Source organism: Streptomyces sp. NH27, assembly GCF_056859195.1.
This window is the reverse complement of the sequence record NZ_JACEGK010000035.1, coordinates 1-25,187: the sequence shown is the minus strand read 5'-3', so window position 1 is coordinate 25,187 and position 25,187 is coordinate 1. Positions and strand designations below refer to the sequence as shown.

26 protein-coding genes are annotated in these 25,187 nt (G+C 71.4%); 10 read left to right on the top strand and 16 right to left on the bottom strand.

Annotated elements, in window-relative coordinates:
* The coding region (locus tag AC13HU_RS05465; protein ID WP_483040581.1) for a hypothetical protein at window positions 1-863 on the bottom strand (863 nt) is incomplete at its 3' end.
* Between the two features lie 317 nt (window positions 864-1,180).
* Here AC13HU_RS05465 and AC13HU_RS05460 point away from each other — a divergent pair.
* From AC13HU_RS05460 to AC13HU_RS05450, 3 genes are all read left to right on the top strand, one after another.
* Window positions 1,181-3,028 (top strand): phosphatidylglycerol lysyltransferase domain-containing protein, encoded by a 1,848-nt coding sequence (locus AC13HU_RS05460; protein ID WP_483040582.1) that lies wholly within the window; start codon window positions 1,181-1,183, stop codon window positions 3,026-3,028.
* Between the two features lie 342 nt (window positions 3,029-3,370).
* Window positions 3,371-4,039 carry an ABC transporter permease subunit gene (locus AC13HU_RS05455; RefSeq protein ID WP_483040580.1) on the top strand — a complete coding sequence of 223 codons (669 nt, stop codon included), beginning with the start codon at window positions 3,371-3,373 and terminating at the stop codon, window positions 4,037-4,039.
* Window positions 4,040-4,073: 34 nt separating this feature from the next.
* The gene (locus AC13HU_RS05450; RefSeq protein ID WP_483040579.1) at window positions 4,074-5,501 is read left to right on the top strand and encodes an ABC transporter ATP-binding protein; all 1,428 of its coding nucleotides are present in this window, start codon (window positions 4,074-4,076) and stop codon (window positions 5,499-5,501) included.
* Window positions 5,502-5,608: 107 nt separating this feature from the next.
* Here the strand turns inward: AC13HU_RS05450 and AC13HU_RS05445 are convergent, their stop codons facing one another.
* The 3 genes from AC13HU_RS05445 to AC13HU_RS05435 are packed head-to-tail and all read right to left on the bottom strand — an operon-like array spanning window position 5,609 to window position 6,636.
* A complete protein-coding gene (locus AC13HU_RS05445; protein WP_483040578.1) occupies window positions 5,609-6,013 on the bottom strand; it encodes an ArsR/SmtB family transcription factor in 405 nt (134 codons plus the stop codon).
* Window positions 6,014-6,022: 9 nt separating this feature from the next.
* Window positions 6,023-6,205, bottom strand: a complete 183-nt coding sequence (locus AC13HU_RS05440; RefSeq protein ID WP_483040583.1) for a hypothetical protein — start codon at window positions 6,203-6,205, stop codon at window positions 6,023-6,025.
* Window positions 6,202-6,636 (bottom strand): RrF2 family transcriptional regulator, encoded by a 435-nt coding sequence (locus AC13HU_RS05435; RefSeq protein WP_483040577.1) that lies wholly within the window; start codon window positions 6,634-6,636, stop codon window positions 6,202-6,204. Before AC13HU_RS05435 ends, AC13HU_RS05440 begins: the two co-directional genes overlap by 4 nt.
* Window positions 6,637-6,771: 135 nt before the next feature.
* On the opposite strand from AC13HU_RS05435, the gene AC13HU_RS05430 reads away from it, so the two are divergent.
* From AC13HU_RS05430 to AC13HU_RS05415, 4 genes are all read left to right on the top strand, one after another.
* A complete protein-coding gene (locus AC13HU_RS05430) occupies window positions 6,772-7,344 on the top strand; it encodes a cupin domain-containing protein (RefSeq protein ID WP_483040576.1) in 573 nt (190 codons plus the stop codon).
* 98 nt (window positions 7,345-7,442) lie between these two features.
* Complete coding sequence (locus AC13HU_RS05425) at window positions 7,443-7,967, top strand: flavin reductase family protein (protein WP_483040575.1); 525 nt, start codon at window positions 7,443-7,445, stop codon at window positions 7,965-7,967.
* 146 nt (window positions 7,968-8,113) lie between these two features.
* Window positions 8,114-8,347 (top strand): metallophosphoesterase, encoded by a 234-nt coding sequence (locus tag AC13HU_RS05420; protein WP_483040574.1) that lies wholly within the window; start codon window positions 8,114-8,116, stop codon window positions 8,345-8,347.
* Between the two features lie 12 nt (window positions 8,348-8,359).
* Window positions 8,360-9,118, top strand: a complete 759-nt coding sequence (locus tag AC13HU_RS05415; RefSeq protein ID WP_483040573.1) for a hypothetical protein — start codon at window positions 8,360-8,362, stop codon at window positions 9,116-9,118.
* Window positions 9,119-9,301: 183 nt separating this feature from the next.
* Here AC13HU_RS05415 and AC13HU_RS05410 read toward each other — a convergent pair whose 3' ends face one another.
* The 5 genes from AC13HU_RS05410 to AC13HU_RS05390 all read right to left on the bottom strand — a co-directional run bounded on the left by AC13HU_RS05410 (window position 9,302) and on the right by AC13HU_RS05390 (window position 14,475).
* Entirely contained in the window at window positions 9,302-10,405 is a 1,104-nt protein-coding gene (locus AC13HU_RS05410) for a cation diffusion facilitator family transporter (protein WP_483040572.1), read from the bottom strand.
* 250 nt (window positions 10,406-10,655) lie between these two features.
* Window positions 10,656-11,519 carry a metal ABC transporter permease gene (locus AC13HU_RS05405; RefSeq protein ID WP_483040571.1) on the bottom strand — a complete coding sequence of 288 codons (864 nt, stop codon included), beginning with the start codon at window positions 11,517-11,519 and terminating at the stop codon, window positions 10,656-10,658.
* Window positions 11,516-12,466, bottom strand: coding sequence for a metal ABC transporter permease (locus AC13HU_RS05400; RefSeq protein WP_483040570.1), 951 nt, complete (start codon window positions 12,464-12,466; stop codon window positions 11,516-11,518). The genes AC13HU_RS05405 and AC13HU_RS05400 overlap by 4 nt, the downstream gene beginning before the upstream one ends.
* Window positions 12,453-13,280 carry a metal ABC transporter ATP-binding protein gene (locus tag AC13HU_RS05395; RefSeq protein WP_483040569.1) on the bottom strand — a complete coding sequence of 276 codons (828 nt, stop codon included), beginning with the start codon at window positions 13,278-13,280 and terminating at the stop codon, window positions 12,453-12,455. The genes AC13HU_RS05400 and AC13HU_RS05395 overlap by 14 nt, the downstream gene beginning before the upstream one ends.
* 211 nt (window positions 13,281-13,491) lie before the next feature.
* Window positions 13,492-14,475 (bottom strand): metal ABC transporter solute-binding protein, Zn/Mn family, encoded by a 984-nt coding sequence (locus AC13HU_RS05390; RefSeq protein ID WP_483040568.1) that lies wholly within the window; start codon window positions 14,473-14,475, stop codon window positions 13,492-13,494.
* Window positions 14,476-14,869: 394 nt separating this feature from the next.
* Here AC13HU_RS05390 and AC13HU_RS05385 point away from each other — a divergent pair, with 394 nt between their 5' ends.
* Both AC13HU_RS05385 and AC13HU_RS05380 read left to right on the top strand, forming a co-directional pair.
* Window positions 14,870-15,172, top strand: a complete 303-nt coding sequence (locus AC13HU_RS05385; RefSeq protein ID WP_483040567.1) for a hypothetical protein — start codon at window positions 14,870-14,872, stop codon at window positions 15,170-15,172.
* A 91-nt stretch (window positions 15,173-15,263) separates the two neighbouring features.
* Window positions 15,264-15,569 carry an ArsR/SmtB family transcription factor gene (locus tag AC13HU_RS05380; RefSeq protein WP_483040566.1) on the top strand — a complete coding sequence of 102 codons (306 nt, stop codon included), beginning with the start codon at window positions 15,264-15,266 and terminating at the stop codon, window positions 15,567-15,569.
* A gap of 327 nt (window positions 15,570-15,896) precedes the next feature.
* Here AC13HU_RS05380 and AC13HU_RS05375 read toward each other — a convergent pair whose 3' ends face one another.
* The 7 genes from AC13HU_RS05375 to AC13HU_RS05345 all read right to left on the bottom strand — a co-directional run bounded on the left by AC13HU_RS05375 (window position 15,897) and on the right by AC13HU_RS05345 (window position 22,936).
* Entirely contained in the window at window positions 15,897-16,160 is a 264-nt protein-coding gene (locus AC13HU_RS05375; RefSeq protein WP_483040565.1) for a hypothetical protein, read from the bottom strand.
* Window positions 16,157-17,020 (bottom strand): isocitrate lyase/PEP mutase family protein, encoded by an 864-nt coding sequence (locus AC13HU_RS05370; protein WP_483040564.1) that lies wholly within the window; start codon window positions 17,018-17,020, stop codon window positions 16,157-16,159. The genes AC13HU_RS05375 and AC13HU_RS05370 overlap by 4 nt, the downstream gene beginning before the upstream one ends.
* 247 nt (window positions 17,021-17,267) lie before the next feature.
* Complete coding sequence (locus AC13HU_RS05365; RefSeq protein WP_483040563.1) at window positions 17,268-18,314, bottom strand: ABC transporter ATP-binding protein; 1,047 nt, start codon at window positions 18,312-18,314, stop codon at window positions 17,268-17,270.
* Window positions 18,311-19,366 (bottom strand): ABC transporter ATP-binding protein, encoded by a 1,056-nt coding sequence (locus tag AC13HU_RS05360; protein ID WP_483040562.1) that lies wholly within the window; start codon window positions 19,364-19,366, stop codon window positions 18,311-18,313. Before AC13HU_RS05360 ends, AC13HU_RS05365 begins: the two co-directional genes overlap by 4 nt.
* Window positions 19,363-20,292 carry an ABC transporter permease gene (locus AC13HU_RS05355; RefSeq protein ID WP_483040561.1) on the bottom strand — a complete coding sequence of 310 codons (930 nt, stop codon included), beginning with the start codon at window positions 20,290-20,292 and terminating at the stop codon, window positions 19,363-19,365. Before AC13HU_RS05355 ends, AC13HU_RS05360 begins: the two co-directional genes overlap by 4 nt.
* Entirely contained in the window at window positions 20,285-21,214 is a 930-nt protein-coding gene (locus AC13HU_RS05350) for an ABC transporter permease (protein WP_483040560.1), read from the bottom strand. The genes AC13HU_RS05355 and AC13HU_RS05350 overlap by 8 nt, the downstream gene beginning before the upstream one ends.
* Window positions 21,215-21,250: 36 nt before the next feature.
* Window positions 21,251-22,936, bottom strand: coding sequence for a peptide ABC transporter substrate-binding protein (locus AC13HU_RS05345; protein ID WP_483040559.1), 1,686 nt, complete (start codon window positions 22,934-22,936; stop codon window positions 21,251-21,253).
* Between the two features lie 277 nt (window positions 22,937-23,213).
* Between AC13HU_RS05345 and AC13HU_RS05340 the strand changes: the two genes are divergently transcribed.
* Window positions 23,214-24,860 carry a PucR family transcriptional regulator gene (locus AC13HU_RS05340; protein WP_483040558.1) on the top strand — a complete coding sequence of 549 codons (1,647 nt, stop codon included), beginning with the start codon at window positions 23,214-23,216 and terminating at the stop codon, window positions 24,858-24,860.
* Window positions 24,861-25,187 lie beyond the last annotated feature (327 nt).

Genomic DNA, 25,187 nt, shown 5'->3' with positions numbered 1-25,187 from the left:
GTACGGGGCGCTCCCAGCACCTTCCCGGCGGGCTCCGGCTCGCCGGGCGGCGCCGTCGTCCGGGGCGCGGACGGAACCGCCGACGGAACCGCCGGGAGCCCGCAGCGCGCCGCGGCCACCGCCGGCCGCGGCGCCGGACCGATCGGCCGCCACCATGACGTACCCCGGGCCACGATCGTCAGCCACCACCGGCCATGCCCGTGGCACAGGCCCAGGATCATCGCGGTGGCCACGGCGATCAGGTGCTCGCGCCCGGCCAGGTTGGGATCGGCGATCGACTCGCACACCATCGATCCGCCGGTGAGCGCGAAGACGATCGGGGCACGGCGGATGACGGATATGTAGGTGAACAGGCCGACCACCGCGGCGGACGGCCCGGTGTCGAGCACCTGCCCGGTCTGCGGCGGCAGTCCCAGCCGCCACCAGCCCGGCCCCAGCGCGATCATCACCCGGACCGTGAGCGTCCCGGCCAGCGTCGTCGCATAGGCGATGAAGAGGGTCCTGACCCGGCCCAGCGCCAACTCGGCCAGGGCGAAGGCGAGGAAGAGCTGGGTGATACCCGCCCACACGGGCAGGTCGAGGGCCGGGACGTAGAGCGACACCGGCGTGCGCAGCAGGGCCAGCCACAGCGGCAGGCTGCCGTATACGCCGCCCAGCAGCCGTACGGCCACGGCGCCGGCCTGACGCTGCGCCAGGCCGTGGAAGAAGATGACGCCGAATGCGGCGATACAGGCCAGCAGGAGCCCCGAGGGCCCTTTCCTGGTCAGTTGCCGTACCGGATCGGCGATGATGCCCTGCCATTCGCGGCGCAGCGTACGCCAGAGGAACGTTGCTGCTGCTACGCAGGTACGGAGCGGGTGCACCTGTCTGTCTCCCCGAATCAATGTCCCCTCCCAGCAGCCGCCGCGTCCGCGATCGTGCCCAACGGAATCTAACCCCCCGGCAACTTGGTCTACACATAGGGGTTGCACATACAGGGCCTTCGGACGAAGGTTGACCCTTTTCCGGCCAGGTGTGCGTCAGGGCCGCGCCCGGCGGCCACATCGGCGCGTCGTCGCACGTCGGCCGGCGGCGGCCACCCCACCTGGTCGTATCCGGACAGGCCAGGGCCGAACGGGTGGATGTCTCGCGAGTCGGTACGCCGTACGCTGTGTTCGTGAATGGCTCCGAGGCATCCGGCATCCGCTCCGTCCGGAACAGGATTCGACTCTTCCGGTACGGCTGGGTTCCGGCAGTGGCCGGTTATCTGTGCCTGCTGGCGGGGGTGCTGGACGTCCTCGCGGCGATCTTCCCGCACATGCGCCGGGCACGGGTGCAGACCCTGGCGGTGGCGCTGCCCGGAGTGGTGTCCACGCTGGCGACCGCGGCCTCGCTGATCGTGGGCGTACTGATGGTGATGCTCGCGCACGCCCTGCGCCGCCGGAAGCGGCGTGCCTGGCGGGCCGTGATGATCCTGCTGCCGACCGGTGCGGTGCTCCAGGCGCTGCGCTGGCACCAGCGGGTTCCGGCCATCGTCACCGTGGTGCTGTTCATCCTGCTGCTGATCGCGCGCCGCGAGTTCTACGCGCTGTCCGATCCGCGCACCCGCTGGCGCGCGGTGGTCAACTTCCTCGCGCTGACGGCCTTCAGCTTCGGGGCCGGACTGCTGATCGTCAGCGTCCACTCGAAGACGGACATCGGCACGCCCGGCCTCACCGACCGGCTCCAGCACGTCGCCTACGGCCTGGTCGGCATCAGCGGCCCGGTCGAGTACGCCAGCGCGCGCACCGGCGACCTCGTGTACTACTCGCTCGCGGGGCTCGGCCTGCTGACCGCGGCGACCACCATCTACCTCGCGCTGCGCCCCTCCACGCCGGTGCCCGTGCTGGAGGAGACCGACGAGCGGCGGGTGCGCGCGCTGCTCGCCCGGCACGGCGGGCGGGACTCGCTGGGCTACTTCGCGCTGCGCCGCGACAAGAACGTCTGCTTCTCCCCCTCGGGGAAGGCGGCCGTCGCGTACCGGGTCGTGTCCGGGGTGATGCTCGCCAGCGGCGACCCGATCGGCGACGTGGAGGCGTGGCCCGGCGCGATCAAGGAGTTCATGGACACCGCCACCCGGCATGCCTGGGTGCCGGCGGCGATGGGCTGCAGCGAGACCGGCGGCGAGGTGTGGGCCCGCGAGGCGGGCCTGTCCGCGCTGGAGATCGGCGACGAGGCGTTCATCGACACCGACTCCTTCAGCCTGGCCGGCCGGTCGATGCGCAACGTCCGCCAGATGGTCAACCGGATCGAGCGCGCCGGCTACACCTGCCGGGTCCGCCGGGTCGGCGACCTGTCCGAGGCGGAGAAGGCGGAGATCCGCAACGCGGCCGCCGCCTGGCGCGGCACCGAGGTCGAGCGCGGCTTCTCCATGGCGCTGGGCCGCTTCGGCGACAGCGGCGACGGTGACTGCGTGGTGGTCACCGCACACAAGGACCCGGACGCCGGTGCTCCCGCGCCGGGCGGGAACATCCGCGCGATCCTGCACTTCGTGCCCTGGGGCCCGGACGGCATCTCGCTGGACCTGATGCGCCGCGACCGGGAGGCCGACCCCGGCCTCAACGAACTGCTGATCGTCAAGGCCCTCCAACTGACCCCCGAACTCGGCATCACCCGGGTGTCGCTGAACTTCGCGATGTTCCGCGCCGCCCTGGCCCGCGGCGAGCGGCTGGGCGCCGGGCCGGTGTTGCGCGCCTGGTGCGGCCTGCTGCTGTTCCTGTCCCGCTGGTTCCAGATCGATTCGCTGTACAAGTTCAACGCCAAGTTCCAGCCCCGGTGGGAACCGCGCTTCCTGGTCTATCCCACCGCCCGCGACCTGCTGCGGATCAGCGTCGCCGCGCTCCAGGCCGAGGCGTTCCTCAACCTGCCCCGGCCGAGCCTGCGCTGGCACGGGAAGGCGGACGCGGGCACCCGGCGCACGGACACCCCGCGCACGGACACCGGGCACTCGGACACCCGGCACGCGGACACCACCGCCGAGACGCGACAGGCCACCGCCCAGCACCGGTAGTACGCACAATCGGCAGCCCCCGAGGGGTAGTTCGCCGGATCGGCGGCCGCCGAGGGGTGGGACCGCCACACCCACCTGCTTATTTGCGTATTGATGCAACAACAGGCACACTCTTTGGCGTCGGGTCCCGCGTGTGCCGGGCACGCCCGGGACGCAGCACCATCACGGAACGGAGGCGGCCATGGGCGCAGACCCTCCCAGTTCGCGCTGCCTCCAGGGCATTCGCTGATCATCGACCGGTCGGGGCCCCGCGGCCCCAACTCCCCCGCGCCGCGCGCGGCGTCGGCCTCGACGAGGCACGGCACCGCCCGGGCGGGTCCTTGACGCTCACCTGTTCATCCAGTGCTCCACGACCGCACCGGGCTCAGCGTGTTCGGCGAACCGTTGCTGCTGGGCCTGGCCACGCTCGCCCGCGTGGTGGTGCTGGTCGCGGTCTCCACCGTGATCTGGGTGCCGATCGGCGTGAAGATCGGCTTCTCGCCGCGGCTGACCCGGATCGCGCAGCCCCTGGTGCAGGTGCTGGCGTCCTTCCCCGCCAACTTCCTCTTCCCGCTGGCGGTGTGGTTCTTCCTGAAGACCGGCCTGTCCATCGACATCGGCGGCACCTTGCTGATGGCGCTCGGCGCCCAGTGGTACATCCTGTTCAACTCCATCGCCGGTGCCATGGCCATCCCGTCCGACCTGCGCGAGGCGATGGACGACCTCGGCGTCAGGGGATGGCAGCGCTGGCGGCGGCTGATCATCCCCGGGATCTTCCCGTCCTACGTCACCGGCGGGATCACCGCCTCCGGCGGCGCCTGGAACGCCTCGATCGTCGCCGAGGTCGTCACCTTCGGCGGCACCACGCTGACCGCCACCGGCCTGGGCGCCTACATCGCCAAGGCCACCGAACAGGGCGACTATCCGCACCTGCTCGCCGGGGTCGCGGTCATGAGCCTGTACGTCGTCGGGCTCAACCGGCTGCTGTGGCGCCGCCTTTACCGGCTCGCCGAGACCCGCTACTCGCTGTGAACCTCCCTCCCGACACCCGCAAGTGGAGCACGTCATGGTGCTGAAGATCCTGCACAACCTGCGCGCCGGCCGCCGCGCCCGCGCCGGCCTCGCCCACCTCACCGCCGAGAAGCCGCGCCGTCCCGCCGACGGCGAACTGCTGCTGGAGTCCGTCGGCCTGACCAAGTCCTACGCGGGCGCCGACGGCGAACTGCCCGTGCTGTCCGGCATCGACCTCCGGATCCGCGCCGGCGAGGTCGTCGCCCTGCTGGGCCGGTCCGGCTCCGGCAAGTCCACCCTGCTGCGCTGCCTGGCCGGCCTGGTGCCCGCCAGTTCGGGCACCGTCAGCTACAAGGGCACCCCGCTCACCGGCGCCAACCCCGGCACCGCGATGGTCTTCCAGACCTTCGCCCTGCTGCCCTGGCTGACCGTGCAGCAGAACGTCGAACTCGGCCTGGAGGCCAAGGCCGTACCGCCCGCCGCGCGCGCCGACGCCGCGTTGCAGGCCATCGACCTGATCGGCCTGGACGGCTTCGAGTCCGCCTACCCCAAGGAGTTGTCCGGCGGCATGCGCCAGCGGGTCGGCTTCGCCCGCGCCCTGGTCGTCGAACCCGACGTGCTGATGATGGACGAGCCGTTCTCCGCCCTCGACGTGCTCACCGCCGAGAACCTGCGCGGCGAGCTGATGGAGCTGTGGGAGTCCGGGCAGTTCCCGACCCGCGCCATCGTGCTGGTCACCCACAACATCGAGGAGGCCGTGCTGATGGCCGACCGGATCGTGGTGCTCGGCGCCCGCCCCTACGGCACCATCCGCGAGGTCTTCGAGGTCGGCCTGGCCCGCCCCCGCTACCGGAACGCGCCCGCCTTCGAGGAGCTCATCGACCGCGTCTACCGCACCATGACCGGCCGTCAGAAGGAGACCCGCACCCCGGGCCGGCACGCACAGGTCGCGCTCGACAAGCGCACCCCCGCCAACGCCCCGCTGCCGCCGGCCAGCGTCGACGGGCTGTCCGGCCTGGCCGAGATGGTGCTCAACCGCGGCGGCCGCTGCGACCTGGCCGACCTCGCCGACGAACTCGGCCTGGAGATCGACGACCTGATGCCCCAGGTAGATGCGCTCGACCTGCTCGGCTTCACCACCCTCAGCGGCGACGACCTGCTGCTGACCCCCACCGGCACCGCGTACGCCGGCGCCGACGTCCAGGAGTCGAAGCGGATCTTCGCCGCGGCGGTGCGCAACGCCCCACTGGTCACGCTGATCACCCAGAGCCTTCGCCAGAACCCCGCCGGCACCCTGCGCGCCGGCTTCTTCCGCGACCTGCTGGCCCACCACTTCACCGGCGAGCAGGTCACCCGGCAGCTGGAGACCGCCACCGACTGGGACCGCTACGCCGAGTTGTACGCCTACGACGCCGAGCCGCAGGAATACCGCCTCGACGAGAACGACCCCACCCTGCTGCCCCCCGACCGGGAACAGCGCTGAACATGGCACTCCACCCCGAGAACCACCTCAAGAGCGCCCTCAAGAGCGACTTCAAGAACGGTGCCCACCCGCGCGAACGGCCGCCGACCCGTAGGCGTCGGCGGCCGTCAGTGCTCCGGGACGATCCTGGGTACCCCGGCCAGCCGTGCGTCCTGCTCCCGTACGGCGGCCGCGCCGTCCGGCTCCGCCGGGTCGGTGCCCTGCCCGGCCACGGCCTCGTCCGCGGCCAGTACCACTCCCACCAGCAGCGCCCGCACGTGCGGTCCGGCCGCCTGGTAGAAGATGCGGGTGCCCTCGCGCCGCGAGACCACCAGCCCGACCGCACGCAACTTCGCCAGGTGCTGGGAGGTGGCCGCCACATGGGCTCCGATCAGCCCGGCCAGCCGGCTGACCGGCAACTCCCGCTCGCTCAGGGCCCACAGCAGCCGGTAGCGCGACGGATCGGCCACCGCCTTGAGCACCTCCACCGACCGCTCGGCCCGCTCGCCGTCCCAGGCTACTTGCGTTTCCATGCAAATATATTAACCGCTCGCAGCGCCGCACCCGTCGCCGGCGCGGCCGCCGCTGATGTGGTCGAGCGCGGCGAACCGGCGGGCCAGGTCGAACGGCGAGTTGCACGTCGAACCGGCGGTGCCGGCCAGGCCGTACGCGCCTGGTGTGGGTGGGACCTCAACCGCCGGTTCCGGCTGTCGCGCGGCTGTCACGCCGCGCGCTTCCGGGCCGGCCGCTCGCGCTTCGCCGAGGTCAGCAGCGAGTGCAGGGTCACCCCGCCCAGGATCGCCGCGGCCTCGGCCTCGACCTGACGCCATACCGAGGTCAGCCCGGCCGCGGGGCCGGGGTAGTCCAGCGAGGCCAACGGCTCGCCGCGCAGGGTGATCAGCTCGCCGTCGACCGCGCGCACGACGTCCAGGAGGGTGATCTCGTCGGCCGCCCTGCCCAGCCGGTAGCCGCCTTCGCAGCCGCGCTGACTGCGCACCAGTCCGGCCCTTCGCAACTCGGCCACCACGGACTTCAGGAACCGGAACGGGATCTCCTGTGCGGAGGCGATGGCCTCGCAACTGAGCGGGCGCCCGGGCTCGCTGGCGAGTTCCAGAAGGGCGCGCGTGGCGTAGTCCGCCTTCGCGGAGATATGCATGCCCTCATCATGCCCGACGGACCGTCCGAGGCGGGGTTTTCCGCTGTGTACCGACCATTGCGGAAACATTGCCGCAGGTGAAGGCTAATAGACACCTCTTGACATCCTTTTCGGCGGCGCCCTAGCGTCCGGGCCATGAGTACGCCGCCGACGCAGCCTGGTGAAGGTTTCCATCCGCACCTGCACGACACCGACAGCCCGACCCCGCCGACATCGTCGCTGCGGGCCCGCCTGCACCACATCCGTGCCGACGCGCTGGACGGTGACACCGCCCAGACCGGCGGCATGCGCAGGTTCGCGGCCATCAGCGGGAAGACCGTCGGTTCGGAGAAGCTGTGGATGGGCCAGACCCATGTGGCTCCCGCCACCGCCTCCACCGACCACCACCACGGCGAGTCCGAGACCGCCATCCATGTGATCAGCGGGCACCCGGAGTTCGTCTTCGTCGACGACTCCGGCGACGCCCCGCAGGAGGTACGGCTGCGCACCTCCCCCGGCGACTACATCTTCGTCCCGCCGTTCGTGCCGCACCGGGAGGAGAACCCGGACCCCGACGACGAGGCCGTGGTCGTCATCGCCCGCAGTACCCAGGAGGCGATCGTGGTCAACCTTCCCGGGCTCTACGCGCTCGGGTCAAAGCCGGCTTCGGAGCCGGGTACGGAGCCGGGGGCCGGGGCAGGGGCCGGGTCAGGGGCCGAGGACGGCTGAGCGAGCCGAACGATCCGCGCAGGCCGACGACGCAGTTTCCGCCGCGGTCCGAGCCGCCCGACGGCGTACCGGTCCGACGACGAAAAAGGGGAGCCCTGGTGACCAGTACCGAATCCCGCCCGGACATAGCGGAGGACCTCAAGTCCGCGTTCCGGGAGGCCATGGCCGGCGTGTGCACACCCGTCGCCGTGGTCACCGCCATGGCGGGGCCGTCGCCCTACGGCACCACCGTCAGCGCCTTCACCTCGCTCTCGATGGACCCGCCGATGGTTCTGATCTCGCTGGACCGGGCCTCCGACCTGCTGGCGGTCATCACCGGAAGCCGCCGGTTCGGCCTCAACATCCTGGGGGCGGCGCAGCCCGACCTCGCGATGAACTTCGCCCGCAAGGGCGGTCCGGCCAAGTTCGCCGGCGTCGACTGGCGCCTCGGTTCCCAAGTGCCCCGGCTGCCCGGCGCGAGCGGCTTCCTGGCGTGCGAGGTCGCCGACCTGGTCACGGGCGGCGACCACGTCGTCGTCTTCGGCCGCGTCCTCAATGCCGAGACCGCGCCGACCCAACCGCTGACCTACCACGCGCGGGCGTTCGGCACCCACACCGCACTGGACGTCAACTCTCCCACCTGACAGCGGACTTACGGCCCACGCGCCACTCGACGAGGAAGCTGCCGAGGTTGACGCCGCCAAACTCGCCGGCGACCTTCACCGAGGGAGCCGCTGCCGCGCACAAAACCCTTTGTACGCCGAGTCGGTGCCTGCCTAGGATCGCACGCATGCGGCGCACAATCATCATCGGCGACATCCACGGCTGCTTCGACGAGCTGCTCGAACTGCTCGACGAGGTCGACATCCAGCCGGACGACCTGCTGGTCAGCGTCGGTGATGTGGTCGACCGAGGTCCAGCGCCCGGTGACGTGGTCAGACTCTTCCGCGAGCGCCCGAACTCGGTCGTGGTCATGGGCAACCACGAACGGAAGCACGTACGCGGGATCTTCTCCTACGCATAGGAGATCACGCGCTTGCAGCTCGGCGACCACTACACCGAGGTGGTCGACTGGATGCGGACGCTGCCGTACTACTTCGAGAACGAGCATGTCCGTGTTGTCCACGCAGCGATGCTGTCCGGGATTCCGCTGTCCGACCAGAGGGAGGAAATCCTCTGTGGCTCGACGAGGGGTGAACGAGAGCTCACGACACTGTTCCCGGACAGCTACTGGCATGACCACTACACCGATGCCAAGCCGGTGGTGTTCGGCCATCACGTAACCGGCCGGGAGCCGATGATCCGTGACGGCAGGATCTTCGGCCTCGACACCGGTGCCTGCCACGGCTGGAACCTGACCGCACTGTGTCTCCCGGGATTCACGGTCCACTCGGTAAAGGCGCATGCGGACCACTGGTCGACCACCAAGCGCCAGTGGCAGTTGCCCGTCCTGAAGACCAAGCCTTGGCATGACTCCACCTGGCTGGAGCTGGCTCAGGCGATAGAGCGGTTCTCCTCGGCACCTGACGCCGCCACACACAGGTGGCTGGAGGAGCTCCAGCAGTGGGCCACGGATCTACAGTCGGCATTCCCCACCCTGCTCGCCACAGCGCATCGAGTCGCCGACGGGCTCACCATCGACGAAGTACGCCGGCATCCCGCCGCGAAGGTTCTCTTCCAAGCCCGCAACGGCCGCCTCGACCAGACCGGTCTGGCCAGGCAGTGCCCAACTCCGCGCAGGACAATCGACCTGGCGGCCGTGTTGGGGCTGGTACTGGACGAGCTGCCCGACTGAGCCGTCACGTATTCGCCTCACCGCACCACCGCTGATGCCGGGTCCGCCCAAACGAACGGTGTGGCCAGGGTGGTTGGAGCTACCGGCGGGCTGCGGAGAGTCGGCCGTCAAAGGTGATGGCCACCGGGCACGCCAATGCCGTTGTCAACCAGCGAAGTTGGCCGACGACGGGCCGAACTGCCGTCACGCCACGACATGGTGGCGCAGTCCCGCGTGCGGGTCGGTGCCGTGCGCGACGTGGTCGATGTGGACGGTGGCCGCCGTCAACCGGGGTACGGCGTGGATCAGGGCGTGTTCGGCGGCGACCGCCAACTCGTGCGCCCGCACCACCGTCAGGTGCGGGTCGACCACGATGTCCGCCTCGGCTCGCAGCGCGTGGCCGATCCACCGCATCCGTACGGCTCCGATGTCGAGCACGCCGGGTACCCGGCGCAGCGCCTCCTCCGCGGCGTCCACCGACGCGGGATCGACCGAGTCCATCAGCCGCCGGTAGACCTGCCGGGCGGCGTCCTTCAGCACCACCAGGATCGCCACGGTGATCAGCAGCCCCACCACAGGGTCGGCCCACCGCCATCCGATCGCGGCGCCCCCGGCGCCCAGCAGCACCGCCAGCGAGGTGAAGCCGTCGGTGCGGGCGTGCAGGCCGTCGGCGACCAGCGCCGCCGACCCGATCCGCCGCCCGGTGGCGATCCGATAGCGCGCCACCCACTCGTTGCCGACGAACCCGGCCACCGCGGCGACCGCCACCGCCCACAGGTGTGTCACGGCACGCGGCTCCAACAACCGGTGCACGGCCTCGTAGCCGGCCAGCGCGGAAGAGGCGGCGATGGTCAGCACGATCGCGATGCCCGCCAGGTCCTCGGCCCGCCCGTACCCGTACGTGTAACGGCGGTTCGCCGCGCGCCGGCCCAGCACGAACGCGATCCCCAACGGCACCGCGGTCAGCGTGTCGGCCGCGTTGTGGATCGTGTCGCCCAGCAGCGCGACCGACCCCGACACCGCGACGACCAGCACCTGGATCACGGTGGTGGCGCCGAGGATGCCCAACGACAGCCACAGCGCCCGCAGTCCTTCACGCGAGGTCGCCAGCGCGGCGTCCACCTTGTCCATCGCCTCGTGGCTGTGCGGGGTGGCCATGTGCCCAATTCGGTTACGGAGCCGGGCAGTTCGCGAACCGCCGTGCTCGTGCGTGTGTCCGTGCTCGCCTCGGTGTTCGGGCTCGCGTCCGTGCTGATGCTCATACGTGTGCCCGTGCCCGTGCTCGTGCGTGTGCTCGCCGGCGTCCATGTTCCTACGGTGACAGCTCCGGCCGATTGCAGCCATCACCCTTCTACATGTGCTGAGCTGCTGCGATGCCGTCGCAACAACTCCTTCGTCGCCGGTGGCGGCCGGCCCGCGCGTGGTCGGCGGGGCCGGCGGGCGTGGCGGTCGGGAACCCGGCGGGGCAGGCGGGCCCGTTCCGCTCACGCCCGTACCGTTCAAACCCGTTCCGCGCACGCCCGTTCCGCGCACGCCCGTTCCGCGCACGCGCGTTCGCTCACGCCTGGGCAAGGCGCGGGCCGCGCCGCCGTCGCTCGCCGAGGGCGAAGGCGGTCGCGTAGACGGCGGCGGCCAGCGCCACGATCGCGAAGCTCGGCGGCATCTTCGGGACCGCATAGCTGATGGTCAGGCCGCCCCACATCTCGGCGACCGCGAGCGTCGTGGACAGGGCGAAGGCCCGCGCGGGGTGGTCGGTCAGCCGCTGGGCGGTGCCCGCCGGGGCGGCGAGCAGGCCGAGCAGCAGCAGCGACCCGACCGCCTGGGTGGCCTCGGCGGCGGTGACGCCGACCAGCGCGAGAAAGCCGAACCCCAGCAGGCGTACCGGCACACCGCGCGCCGCCGCGACCGCCTCGTCGACGGAGGCGAACATCAGCGGCCGGAAGACCGCGAGCACCACCGCGCACACTCCCGCCGCCACGGCGGCGGCGGTGCCGGCCTGGCCGGCCGACATCCCGAAGATGGAGCCGAACAGCACCCGGACGCCGGCGCCGGCGTTGTCGGCGCCGCCGGAGGTCGTGTAGAGGGTGAGGAAGAAGGCGCCCAGCCCGGTGATCCAGGCGAAGACGCTGCCGATGGCGACGTCGTCGGCGCGGCCGGAACGCGACAGCGCGCCGAGCAGGACGGCGACGGCGATGGTCGCGGCGTACAGCCCCAGCCGCAGGTCGATGCCGGCGGCGAGCGCGGCGAGCGAACCGGTGAACGCCATGTGGCTGAGCGCGTCGCCGGTGAAGACCTGGGCCCGCAGCACGAGGAAGTAGCCGACCATGCCGGACGCGGCGGCGATGGCCGCCCCGGCCAGGGCCGCGTGCAGGAAGAAGGGGTGCCCGAGCGCGCCGGGCCATCCGGAGGCGAGGACGGTCACAGCAGGCTCCCCGAGGTCCACGCGGTCGCGGTCGCGGCGGTCGCGGCCGTACGGTCCGGCGCCCGTCCGAGGCGCTCGCGCAACAGGCGGGCTCCCCAACTGGCCGCGTAGGCGGCGAAAGCGAAGGTGGTCACCCAGAATCCGATCGGGTACGGCGAGTAGTAGGCCACGGTCAGGCTGGTCCAGGTCACGGCGAGCGCGATCCCCACCGACGCGGCGATGCCGCGTACCGGACGGGCGGTCAGGTTCTGTGCGGTGGCGGCGGGCACCACCAGCAGCGCGAACACCAAGAGCGCGCCGGTGATCTGGCTGGTCGCCGCCGTCGCCGCGCCCAGCACGACGAGGAAGACGGTGGACAGCAGCCGGACCGGCACGCCGCGGGCGGCGGCGACCGCCGGGTCGACCGAGGCGAACAGCAACGGCCGTCCGACGACGGCCAGGACCAGCAGGACCGCCGCGCCCACGGCGGCCAGCACCTCCACCTGGGTCGTCGTGATCCCCAGGAAGCTGCCGAACAACAGGGCGTCGATCCCGCCGAGGAACCCCTTGTACAGGGCGATGAAGAGGAATCCGGCGCCGAGCAGGAACGCCTGGATGGTTCCGGTCACCGCCGCCTCCTCGCCGCCGGATTCGCCGCCGGACTCGTGGCCGGCCCGCGGGATGGCGGCGATCACCAGGGCGGCGCCGACGCAGAACGTGAAGTAGCCGTAGACCGCGCCGACCCCCAGCAAGGTGGCGCCCGCGGCGCCCGGGAAGGCCACGGTGGACAGGGTGTGACCGGCGAAGCTCTGCCGGCGCAGCACCATGTACCAGCCGATCGCCCCGGCCACGACGGCCACGATCGCGCCCGCGCGAAAGGCGTTGACCATGAAGGGGAACGCCCACATCTGCTGGATGTCGGCGACCGGGTTCCACGACCAGCCGGTCGCGGCGTCAGCGATCCGCACGGTCCACCCCCTCCCCCGCCGGCGGGTGGCGGTCGCTGTGCACCGCGGGCGCCTCGGGCTGCCCGACGACGACCAGCCGGCCGTCGGAGGTCCGCAGCACCTCGATCGGCGTCCGGTACAGGCGGGTCAGGGTCTGCGAGGTGATGACCTCGCCCGGGGTGCCGGCCACCGCCCCGCCCTCGGCCAGATACACCACCCGGTCCAGGTGCGCGAGGATCGGGTTGGCGTCATGGGCGACCATCACCACGCCGACCTTCTCCTCGCGGCAGATCCGGCCGATCAGGGCGGCCACCGACGCCTGGTTGGGCAGGTCGAGGCTGTCCAGCGGCTCGTCCAGCAGCAGCAGGCGGGGCTGCCTGACCAGCGCCTGGGCGATCAGCAGCCGCTGCTGCTCGCCGCCCGAGCACTGCCCGATCGGCCGGTGCGCGTAGGCCGACGCACCGACCATGTCGATGACCTCGGCGATCCGCGCGCGGGCGGTCCGCGCCGACCCCGGCCGCCCCAGCCCCCAGCGGTCGCCGTCCCAGCCCATCCGGACGATGTCCACACCGCGGATGCGCAGGCCGGCGTCGAAGCTGCGCCGCTGCGGCAGGTAGCCCACCTGGTGGGCGAGTTGGCCCGGCGCCCGCCCGAGCACGGTGATGCTGCCGTCGGTCGTCGGGACCAGCCCGAGGATCGCCTTGACCAGGGTCGACTTGCCGACCCCGTTGGGGCCCAGCACGGCGACGAACTCCCCCTGCGCGATGTCGAGTTCGACATGGGACCACAGGGTGCGTCCGCCGACCCGCACGGCCGCGTCCCGCAGGGACACCACCGCGGGGCCGGCCGGCGGCGTATCGCCCTCGGCCGGCCGCGGCGTACTGTCGGTCTCCGCCCGAGGCGTACGGTCGGCGGCCGGCGAAGTGGGCGCGCCACCTTGACGCGGACCGGGCGGGCAACCCTCGCGCGGGCCCGCGGCGGCGTCTTCACGTGGACCGGGCACGCCCTGGCGGACGGCCGCGCGGAGTCTGGTGAGCGGATGCACGTTATTTGCCCATCGCTTCGGCCAGGGCCCGCTGGATGCCCTTGAGCTCGGTCACCTGCCACTGCTGGAACGACGCTCCGGCCGGGGTGAGGGTCTCGGTGACCGTGGCGACCGGGATGCCCTTCGCCTTGGCGGCCTTGACCTGCGCCTGCACGTCGGGCGTGGCGTTCTGGCTGTTGTAGACGTAGACCTTGATCTGCTGGGCGGCGATCTGGTGGTCGATGGTGTTCTTGTCCTGCGCGGTGGGGTCGGCGCCCTCGCTGACCGCACTGAGGAACGAGTACGGCGTGAGCATCTTCAGGCCGAGGCCCTCGGCGAGCGGGCTGACGATCGACTCCGAGGCGCCGATGGGAGTGCCCGCGTACTTCGTTTTGATGCCGGCGATCAGGCTGTTGTACTCGCCGAGCGTCTTGGTCTCGAAGGTGTTCTTCCGGTCGTCGAAGTAGCCGGCGTCCGCCGGGTCGGCCTTCTTGTAGCCGGCGGTGATCTGCTCGATCACCTTGTGCACGTCGTCCGGGGCGTACCAACGGTGCGGATTGCCGCCGCCCTTGACCCCGACGAGGTCTCCCACGTCGAGCACCGAGCGCTGCGCCGAGGGATTGGACGCAAGGAGCTTGGACGCCCACGAGTCGTAGCCGATGCCGTTGACGATCGCGTACCCGGCGGTGGCGACCGTGCGCGCGTCGGCGGCGGTCGGCTCGTAGTCGTGCGGGTCGGTGGCGGGGTTCGTGATGATGCTGGTGACCTTCACATGGCTGCCGCCGATCTGCTCGGCGATGCTGCCCCAGAAGTTCTCCGCCGCCACCACCTGGATGACCTTGCCGCCGCCCGAACCGCCCGCGGTGGCACCGGCCTTGTCGTCGTCGGAGGACTTCGAGCCGGTGGAGCAGGCGCTGGTCGCCACCAGGGCGGCGACGAGTATCCCGCCGGCGGCGAACGTGGAGCGGCGGCGGTGCGCCGCGCTGCGGGCGACGGGGCTGGTCATGGCGGTTCTCCTCGTGCGGTGCTGGCCAGAACGCGGCCCGGCCGGCCGCGGCCCCCTCACCGTAATTGAAAACGAATCCCAATCCCACCTTGACTCAAGGCGAGATGAAAATCATTACAGAATCTTGACCTTCGACTCCGCCAGTCCCGGCCGGAAGCTCCTCGGCGGCACATCGTCACTGGTCACAGCGGTGCGCGGTGGGGCATGCGGCACCGGGCGCGGCGACCGCGCACCGCCGCAGAGGTGCGAACCGGCGCCGGTGGCCGCCGGCGCCGGGCCCAGCCGGTCGATGCGGCACGCCCGCCATCTCGATACATGCGTACATTGCTATATGTTAATGTCGCTATAGGAGTGTGACCGCGCTCGACACCAGAGAGACGAGGAGTGGCAGCCCATGACCGCCCCGACCGAACACCGGCAGCACGCCGACCACCAGCACGTCCACGGCCCCGACTGCGGCCATGTCGCCGTCCCCCACGGCGACCACACCGACTACGCACACGACGGACACCTGCACCGCAGCCACGACGGCCACGCCGACGAGTGCGCGACCGCGCGACACGCGGAGCACAAGGGACACACCCACGAACACGGTCCCGGCTGCGGCCATGTCGCGGTGCCGCACGAGGGCCACACCGACTACGTGCACGACGGACACCGGCACGCCGCCCACGAAGGGCACTGGGACGACCACTGAGCGCGGGCCCTACCCAGGGGGCCACTTGGGCCGCGCTTGGGCCCGAGCTGGGCCCCATATGGGACTCATTCTCATATGTTAGGTTTTGCATATGACGGTTCCCGTTCAACCGGATGCCTCGACGCTCGCCCTGCGAGCGGCCAGCGAGCTGCTGCGGGCCCTGGCGTCTCCCGTACGGATGGGCATCGTGCGCGAGCTGTCCACCGGCGGCAAACGGGTCCACGAACTCGTCGCCGCCCTCGGGGTCAACCAGCCCCTGGTCTCGCAGCACCTGCGCGTGCTGCGCACGTCACGCATCGTGGCGACCCACCGCGAGGCCCGCGAGGTCGAATACACCCTGGTCGACGAGCACGTCGCGCACATCGTGCTCGACGCGATCCGGCATGTCGAGGAGTGATCGGCCGGCCCGCAGGGACGGGGCCGGCCGTACACCGAACAACCATCGGCGAGAAGATCCGTGAGCGCAGCCCGGCCGGATGCGGTGCGCCCGAAGCGCCGTTGACACCAACAGCATCACCAGAACCACCAGCGCCACGGGCCCCGGGGATCACTCGCCCGGGGCCCGCGTCAGGCGGAGCCCGCGTTAGGCGGAGCCGCGAACTTCGTCCTACGGCTGGTGGGTTGGGCGGCCCGGTCCCGAAGGGCCGCGCAACCCGGTTGCCCGTCCGATCAGTTCGGTTCGGTTCGGTTCGGTTCAGCTCTGCTCAGCTCGGTTCAGCCCTGCTCAGTCGTCACCGTCCTGCCCCGGGTTGCCCGCGCCGAAGAGGACCTCCAGGGCGTCGACCGCGCTGCCGTCGTGGTCACTGCCGGCATCGCCGTGACCGGTCTGGACGTTGGCCGTCCGGTCGACCTCCAGGATGGAGTCGGAGTGCGAGTTGTCCAGGACGGTGAGCAGACTTCCGTCGGCCACCGCGGGCGCCGCCCCGCAGGCCAGCACTGTCGCGGTCAGCAGCAGCACCGCCCGTGCCCGTGGGAGCAGCGCGCTCATACGCCGGCCAGCTCGACGGCGGGGTGATGGCGCGCGATGTTCCGCTCCAGCAGCCGGGTGGACGCCGCGACGCCGATCCCCTCCACGTTGTCGACAGCCGGAAGGCGCCCGTCGGCGGCCTTGAGGTCGGTGAGCGCCGCGCCCACCGCCGCATGCGCCGCGAACAGGCAGGGCGTGCTGTAGATCGCCACGTCCATGCCGAGATCGGACAGCTCGCCCAGCGACAGCCGGGGGGACTTGCCACCGGCGATCTGGTTGAACAGCAGGGGCTTGTCCCCGACCGCCTCGCGAATCCGCCTGATCCACTCCACGCTGCGGACCCCGTCCACCAGAACGACATCGGCATCGGTGGCCGCGAGGCGCTCGGCCCGGCGCAGGATGTCCTTCTCCTCCGTCGCGTCGGTACGGGCCACCACGACCAGATCCCGGCGGGTCGCCAGCACCATCTCCAGCTTCTCGAGATACTCCTCCAACGGAAGCACCTGCTTGCCGTCGGCGTGCCCGCAGCGGCGGGGGCGCTTCTGGTCCTCCAGGATCACCCCCGAGGCCCCGATCCGCTCCAGGCCCTCCACGACGTGGCAGGCCACCTCCGGGTCGACGTAGCCGTCGTCGATGTCCACGAGCAGGTGTTGCCGGGGGAAGGCGCCGCGCAGCCGCTGCACGAAGGCCACCATGTCCGGCCAGGCGATGAACCCGATGTCCGGCAGCCCGTAGTACGACGCGGCGAACCCGAAGCCGGAGACGAACATCCCGTCGAAGTGCTCGGCGGCGAGTGACGCCGAGTACATGTCGTAGACGCCGATCAACGGCGTCGTGCCCGGCGCGGCGATCTGCTCACGCAACTTCTGTCCATAGCTCAACGTGGCTCTCCTTCGGTGTCGGCGCCCTGAATCGGGCGCAGCCCAAGCCGCCCCAACGCGACGGGCTTTACCAAAGCAAGATGATTTCTCCATCGACTCTTGATGCAAAGATCGCCAAGCCTTTAGTCACTCGCACGGCCCAAACCGTTCACCGCAGAAACGTTACGGAACCAATCGGACATCTCCGCGTACGGCCCAACCGGCACTTCCCGGCCGCCGCGAAGCCGGCTGGTGGACGACCGACCGTTCAGCAGGGCGGAGCGGGCCGGGCAGAAGAAACCCCCGTTCTGCGGGGAGTTGTCCGCAGCGGGAAGTGGCAGGCGGCCGCGTGGGCGCCGCCTGCCGCGTCCTGGGTGTGCAACGACGGCTCGTGGGCGGCGCATTCGTCGGCCGCGTGCGGGCAGCGGGTGTGGAAGCGGCATCCCGCGGGCGGATCGAGCGGGCTCGGTACGTCGCCGTGCAGCACCACCCGGGTGGAGGTTCGGGACGGATCGGGGACCGGGTCGGGGACGGCGGACAGCAGCGCGTCGGTGTACGGGTGCCGGGGACGGTCGTACACCTCCTCGGCCGTGCCCTCCTCGACGATCCTGCCGAGGTACATCACCGCGACCCGGTCCGCGATGTGCTCGACCACGGACAGGTCGTGGGCGATGAAGACGTAGGCGATGCCCAGTTCGCGCTGGAGCGAGGTGAACAGGTTGACGATCTGGGCCTGTACGGAGACGTCGAGGGCGGAGACCGGCTCGTCGCACACCAGGATCTCCGGGCGCAGCGCCAACGCGCGGGCGATGGCGATGCGCTGACGCTGCCCGCCGGAGAACTGGTGCGGGTAGCGGCCGGCGTGATCGGGGTTGAGGCCGACGAGTTCCAGCAGTTCACGGACCAGCCGCCGATGCTCGCCGCGCGGGGCGGCGTCCCGGTGGATCAGGTACGGCTCGCGGACGATCGCCTCGACGGTCATCCGCGGGTCGAGGGACGCGAAGGGGTCCTGGAAGACGAGCTTGATGTGCCGTCTGGCGGCCCGCAGCCGGCTGCCGCGCAACTGGTCGAGCCGCTCGCCCAGTAGCCGGATCTCACCCGAGGACGGCCGGTCGACGGCGGTGAGCAGCCGGGCGAGGCTGGACTTGCCGCACCCGGACTCGCCGACCAGGCCCAGGGTCTCGCCGCGGCGCAACTCCAGGTTCACCCGGTCGACGGTCGTGACCTGCCCCGTCGTACGTCGCAGCCGTCCGCCGCCGACCGGAACGTGCTTGACCAGGTCGCGGACTTCGAGGATCAGCGGTGCGCCGGTCATCGGCCGGTCACCTCCTTCCAGTGGTGGCAGGCGCTGGTGTGCAGCGGGGCGACGCTGTGGTGCGGCGGCGCGGTCGCGCACCTCTCGTCCGCGTGCCGGCAGCGGGCCCGGAACGCGCAGCCGTCCGGCAGTGCCGCCGGGTCCGGCGGTGCGCCGTCCAGGACGGCGAGCGGGCGGCCGCGCGAGCCGCGCCGCGGTATCGAGTCCAGCAGCGCCCGGGTGTAGGGGTGGGCCGGCCCGCGGTAGAGGTCGACGGCAGGCGCCTGTTCGGCGACCCGGCCGGCGTACATCACCACCACGCGGTCGGCCGCGTTGGCGACGATTCCCATGTCGTGGCTGATCAGCACCAGGCTGATGGCGTGTTCCGCCTGGAGGTCGGCGAGCAGTTCCAGGATCTGCGCCTGCACGGTCACGTCGAGCGCGGTGGTGGGCTCGTCGGCGATCAGGACCTCGGGGGTGAGGGCAAGGGCCATGGCGATCATGACCCGTTGCCGCATGCCGCCGGAGAACTGGTGCGGGTAGTGGCCGGCGCGCCGGGCGGCGTCGGCGATGCGCACCCGGTCGAGCATGGCCACCGCCTCCCCGGCCGCCTGACGGCGGGTCAGGCCGCGGTGGGCGCGGAAGACCTCGGCGATCTGGAAGCCGACCGGCAGCACCGGGTTGAGCGCGGACAGCGCGTCCTGGAAGACCATGGCGATGTGCCGGCCGCGGATCTTCCGCAGCGCGCGCCGGTCGAGTCGCAGCAGGTCGATGCCGTGCAGCAGGATCGACCCGCCGGTGACGGCCGCGCCGGGTGGCAGGATGCCCATGACGGCGCGCGCGGTCAGGCTCTTGCCGCAGCCCGACTCGCCGACCACTGCCAGCGTCCGGCCGGGCTCGGTGCGGTAGCCGACGCCGTCGACCACGACGCTGCCGGCGCCGGCCCGGCCCGCCCGGTCGGCGAAGGCCACCCGCAGGTCGCGGACCTCCAGCGGTGGCGCGGCGGGGTCGTATCCGGGGAACCGGGCGAGCGGGTGGGTCCGGGCGGTGGGCGCGCCTTCGATGGTGGTCATCGCAGCCTCGGGTCGAACGCGTCGCGCAGGCAGTCGCCCAGCAGGACGAAGCTGAGCACGGCCAGGGACAGGAACAGGGCGGGGAACAGCAGCAGGCCGGGGTGGGTGGTGAAGTACTGCTGCGCGGTGTTCAGTTGGACGCCCCAGGAGATCGAGGGGGCGGTCAGGCCGACGCCGAGGAACGTCAACGACGCCTCCGCGGTGATCACCCCGCCGATGTTGATACTGGTCAACACGGCCACCGGCATGATCGCGTTGGGAACGGCGTGCCGCAGCATGATCCGCAGTGGGCCGGCGCCCAGTTCACGGGCGGCGGTGACGTAGTCCAGGCCGCGCACGGCGAGCACCGAGGAGCGCATGATCCGGGTCAGCACCGGCCAGGAGAACAGCGCGAGGACCAGCGAGACGCTCAGGATGCTGTGCACGCTGAAGGTCTCCAGCACCACGATCATCCCGACCAGCATGGGGAAGCCGAAGAAGACGTCCATCAGCCGGCTGATCAGCAGGTCGAGGATGCCGCCGAAGTATCCGGCGACCGAGCCGAGGACGACGGCGACGACCAGGGTGAGCGCGGTGGTCAGCAGACCGATGCTGATGGAGTCGCGGGCGCCGTGCACGACGTTGCTGTAGAGGTCGCAGCCCTGCACGTCGTAGCCGAACGGGTGGCCCGCGGTGGGCCCCTGCCCGCTGCGCGCCAGGGAGCACTGGTGCGGATCGCCGTGCCCGAACCAGCCCGCGAAGGCCGACGGCACGGCCGCCATGGCGCACAGCAGCACGACGACGGCCAGCGGGAGGAAGAAGCGCGGGCGGCGCAGCAGGCGGTGCAGGGTGCCGCGATCGGCGGTTCCGCCGGAAGCGGCGGCGTCGGAGGTGGGAGCGTCGGGCCCGGTGTCGGCGGAGGGCCTCTTCCGCAGCGCGCTAGTCAAGGCGGATCCTCGGGTCGAGTACGCCGTAGAGCAGGTCCACGATCAGGTTGACGAAGAGAAAGACCAGGACGAGCAGGGTGCTGATGCCCACGACGGTGGGGCCGTCGTGCTGCTGCACGCTCTGGAAGACCTGGTAGCCCAGGCCCGGCAGGTTGAAGATGCCCTCGATCAGGATCGTCCCCGACAGCAGGTAGCCCAGGTTGGTCCCCAGCATGGACACCACGGGGATCAGCGAGGTGCGCAGCACGTGCCGCAGCAGCACACGGGTGCTGCCGAGTCCCTTGGCAGTCGCGGTGACGACGAAGTCCGCCCCCAGGTTCTCCAGGATGCTCGCCCGGGTCAGCCGGGAGATCTCCGGCACTCCGAGCAGCGCCAGGCACAGCGCGGGCACCAGATAGCTCATCGGCCAGCCCGCGTCGGTACCGGACACCGGGAACCAGCCGAGCTTCACCCCGAGCAGGTTCTGCGCCACGTAGGCGGTGATGAAGTACGGCACGCCGAGGATCAGGCTGGACCCGCCGAGCACCGCCAGGTCGCTGAACCGGCCGGCCCGCAGGGCGGCCAGGCAGCCCAGGGAGATCCCGGCGACCGCCTCGATGACCCAGGTCATCACCGCGAGTTTGACCGTGACCGGCCAGCTCGCGGTGATGATCGCGGAGACCGGCGTGTTGTTCAGGTCGATGCCGAAGTCGCCGTGCATCAGGCCGGTGACGTAGTGCCAGTACTGCACGAGGAACGGGTCGTCCAGGTGGTAGTGCGCCCTGATCGCCGCGGCGGTCGCGGGGGTCACCACGTGGCCGGGGCCGGCCAGCGACTGGACCGGGTCGCCGGGCAGCGCGTAGACGGCGGCGTAGATGACGAAGGTCGTGCCCAGCAGGACCGGGACCATCAGCAGTACGCGGCGCAGCATGTAGCTACCCACACCGGCCCCCTCGGTGTGCAAAGCGGCCGGCCGCGCTCATCGGACGGTGACCGAGGACAGGTCGACGTCGCCGAGGTAGCCCAACTGGACACCGGTCAGCCGCTTCGCGTGCACGGCGCCGCTGACCGGGTAGTACAGCGGGGCGAGCGGCAGGTCCGCCATGGCGGTGCGGCCGGCCTGCTGGGCGAACCGCAGCCCGTCGGCGGCCGTACCCGCAGCCGCGGCCTTGTCCATCAGGGCGCCGAAGTCGGCGCTCTTGTAGCCGGTGACGTTGGTGCCGGAGCTCGCGCCGAAGAGCTGGTCGTCCTGCGAGTAGATGTTCGGGTAGGCCGCGCCCATGTAGAGCAGGAACGGTCCGGTGGTCTTGTGCGCCAGCAGGTTGGGGTAGATCTGGTCGGTCGGCTGGACCTTCAGCGAGATGGAGGTGATGCCGAGGTTGGTGCGCAACTGGTTGACGATCGCCTCCAGGACGGTCTGGGACTCGGGTTCCTGCTTGGTCCACAGGGTGAGCGAGCCGTGCCAGCCGCCCGCGGCGGCCAGCAACTGCCGTGCCTTGGCGGGGTCGTAGCCGCAGGCGGCGCAGTCGGTGCCGCCACCACCGGCGATCACGTCGGGGGCGATGCCCGCGGCGGGCTGGGCATGGCCCTGGAGCAGCGAGCCGACGATCGCCTTGCGGTCGATGGCCAGCGAGAACGCCTGCCGCACCCGCACATCGGTGAAACGGCTGTCCCACATGGGGAAGCCGAGGTACTCCACGGCGGCGGTGGGCGAGGTGACGAGCTGCGCGGCGTACGTCCGGCTCGCCGTCGACAGGTCGTTGCCGCTCGCCGTGGCGATGTCGACGGCGCCGGAGCGGAAGCTGGTGAAGGCGGTGGCGTCGGTCTGGTAGGTCTTGACGGTGATCTGCGCCGCGTGGCCCTTGGCACCCTGGTAGCCGTCGAAACGCTTGAGGGTGATCTGCTGCCCGCCGGGGGCCAGCCCGGGCGCCGCTACCTGGTAGGGGCCGTTGCCGATCGGGAGCCGGTCGTAGCCGGCGAGGTTCTTGAACGCGGCCTTGGGCATCGGGGCGAAGGCGGTGCCGGCCAGCACGTAGGGGAACGTCGACAGCGGCTTGGTCAAGGTCACCTTGAGGGTGTCGGTGCCGGTCACCTGGACACCGGAGAGCTTGTCGGTGGTGGGTTTGCCGTTGGGCGGGTTGAGCGCGGCGTAGCCCTCGATGCCGGCGAACAGGTAGCCGTTGGCCATGGTGTTGGGCGCGTAGGCGGCGGCGTTCCAGGAGTCGGCGAAGGACTGCGCGGTGACCGGCTCGCCGTTCTGGAACTTCCACCCGGACTTCAGGGTGATGGTCCAGTGCCGCTGGTCGGTGGACCGCACCGACCGGGCGACGGCGTCGACGACCTTGCCGCTGCGGTCGACCTGGGTCAGCGGGGTCCAGATGGCGTCCGCGACACCGCTGAAGCCCGCCCGGCCGGGGGTGAGATGGGCGATGTACCAGGTCGGAACGCCGATCGAGTAGGAGCCGCCGTCGGCTGTCGCGCCGCCGGCCTGCGTGCCGCCCCCGCCGCAGGCGCTCGCGGCGGCCAGCGCGCCGACCGCGCACAGGGCCGCCGCGGTTCTGCGGCCGACGCGTCCCGGCCGGGTGACACGTCCCGGTAGGCTGACACGTCCTGATCGGGTGACACGTCCTGATCGGGTGACACGTCCTGGTCGTGGCGGAGTCATCTCGGGTACCTCCAGGCGTGGTCTGCATTTCGGGTGTGCCGAGACTGGCCCCTTACGGAGGCGGCAGCTTTATCGGTGCGGGCAAAAACGCCGCGGTCGTTTTGTCTCGGCGCACATGCCGCACGGCCGCGGGTCGCTCCCCGGCCGCGCCGGGTGTGACCGGGTGTGCCGGGTGTGACCAGGTGTCCGGCGGATCTCCCACCCCCGACGGCGACTGCGGTACGTCACCGGGGCACGGTCCGGTCGGGGGGTTGCCACGGGTGCTTATGATGTGGCGATGCCGAGCACTTCCCGTACCGCCTCGCAGGTCACCGGCTCGACAGCGCGCGACGAGCCCGCTGGGACGACGCTGCGCCGCCTGCGGGAGCACCTGGGTCCGCTGGTACTCCAGGTCGAGTGCGCACCACAGAGTGAGGACGTCCTGATCGGCCGGCAGGTCGTCCACGACCTGTGCGAGCCGGTGCCGGGCCAGGCCGACGGTGTGCTGCTGGTCGTCGGCGGCTCGCCGGAGCGCGAGGACTGCCTCGACGCGCTACGGCAGGCCGGCGCCGCACGCTACAGCGCGGTCGTCGTCAAGACCCGCGGCTGCGACCTGGCGGCGGCCACCGCGGTCGCGAACGAGGCGGGCGTCGCCCTGCTGGTGATCCCCGACGACATGCCGTGGCGGCACTTCGACGCGCTGGTCACCGCCGCGACCAGCGCGTCCGGGCCGGCCCAGGACACGTACACGTCGATCGGCATCGGCGACCTGTTCCCGCTGGCCAACGCCATCGCCTACCAGGTCGGCGGGGCGATCACCATCGAGGACCCGCTCGGCCACGTGCTCGCCTACTCGAACCTGCCGCACCAGGAGATCGACGAGATCCGGCGGCAGGGCATCCTGGGCCGGCAGACCCCGGACCGCCCGACCAACCTCGACGAATACCACCGGGTCATCCGCGCCGACGGGCCCGTGCGCTTCGACATCCCCGACACCAAGCACGTCGACCGGGTGGCGGTCGCGGTACGCGCCGGGCCGCAACTGCTCGGCCTGCTGTGGGCGCTGGACGGTACCCCGCAGCTCGGCGAGGGCGCGGAGGCGGCGCTGGAAGAGGCCGCGAAGGTCACCGCGCTGCACCTGCTCCGGGCCCGCAGCCACCGGGACCCGGACCGGTGGAGCCGCGGCGAGGCGCTGGCGTCGCTGCTGGACGGTGCGGTGTCGGGGCGTACGGCGGCGGCGCAGTTGGGCATCGCCGAGGACACCACCAGCACGGTGGTGGCCTTCGCGCAGGCGGCCCCGGAGGAGATGCCCGGTCTCGGTGGCGCCCGGATCGTCGAGCTGGTCGGCCTGTACTGCGAGGCGTGGCATCCGCAGGCGCTGTGCACGACGACCGGCGGCCTGGTCTACGCCCTGCTCCCGACCAGGACCGACCCGGGCTCAGAGCGGCGGGTGGTGAAGTTCGCCGAGAACGTGGTCGGCACGGTGCGGCGCAGCGCGGGCCTGGCCCTCCACGTCGGCATCGGGATGCCCGCGGCCCGGCTCGGCGAGGTGCCGGCCGGCCGGCGCGTCGCGGACCGGGTGCTGCGGGCGCTGACCGGCACCCCGCAGGCGCCCACGATCGCCACCGTCGGCGATGTCCGCAGCCGGGTGACGCTGATGGAACTGACCGAGCGGGGTGCCCCGTCGGTCGACCTGCCACCGGGCCCCGTACAGCGGATCATCGAGCACGACGCGCAGCGCTCCACCACGTACGCCCAGTCGCTGCTGGCGTATCTGGACGCCTTCGGCGAGGCGATTCCGGCGGCGGCGCAACTGGCCGTGCACGAGAACACCCTGCGCTACCGGGTCCGCCGCATCCAGGAGCTCTTCGACCTCGATCTGGACGACCCCGACACCCGGCTCGTGGTGTGGCTACAGCTACGGCTGCACCAGATCTCCGGTTGACGCCGGCCGGCGGCCGCCACGGCGACGCCGCCGGCTCGATACCCCCGGCTCGATGCCGCTGTCCGCTCCGACAACACCCCCCGGCTCAATTGCACGGGCTCCACGATTTCCGGACCCCCTCCCCGCACATACCGTCGCCCGGACAACACAGCCGAGCCGATGGGGGAACCCATGCTGGAGCAACCGCTATACGCCCTGACCGACCCGGTGCGACTACGTGAACTGGTCGCGGGCCACGGTTGGGCGACCCTGGTCAGCGCCACCGGCCGGGGCGGCCCGGTGGTCTCCCATCTGCCGGTGATCCCGGACCCGGAACCGGACGGGGAC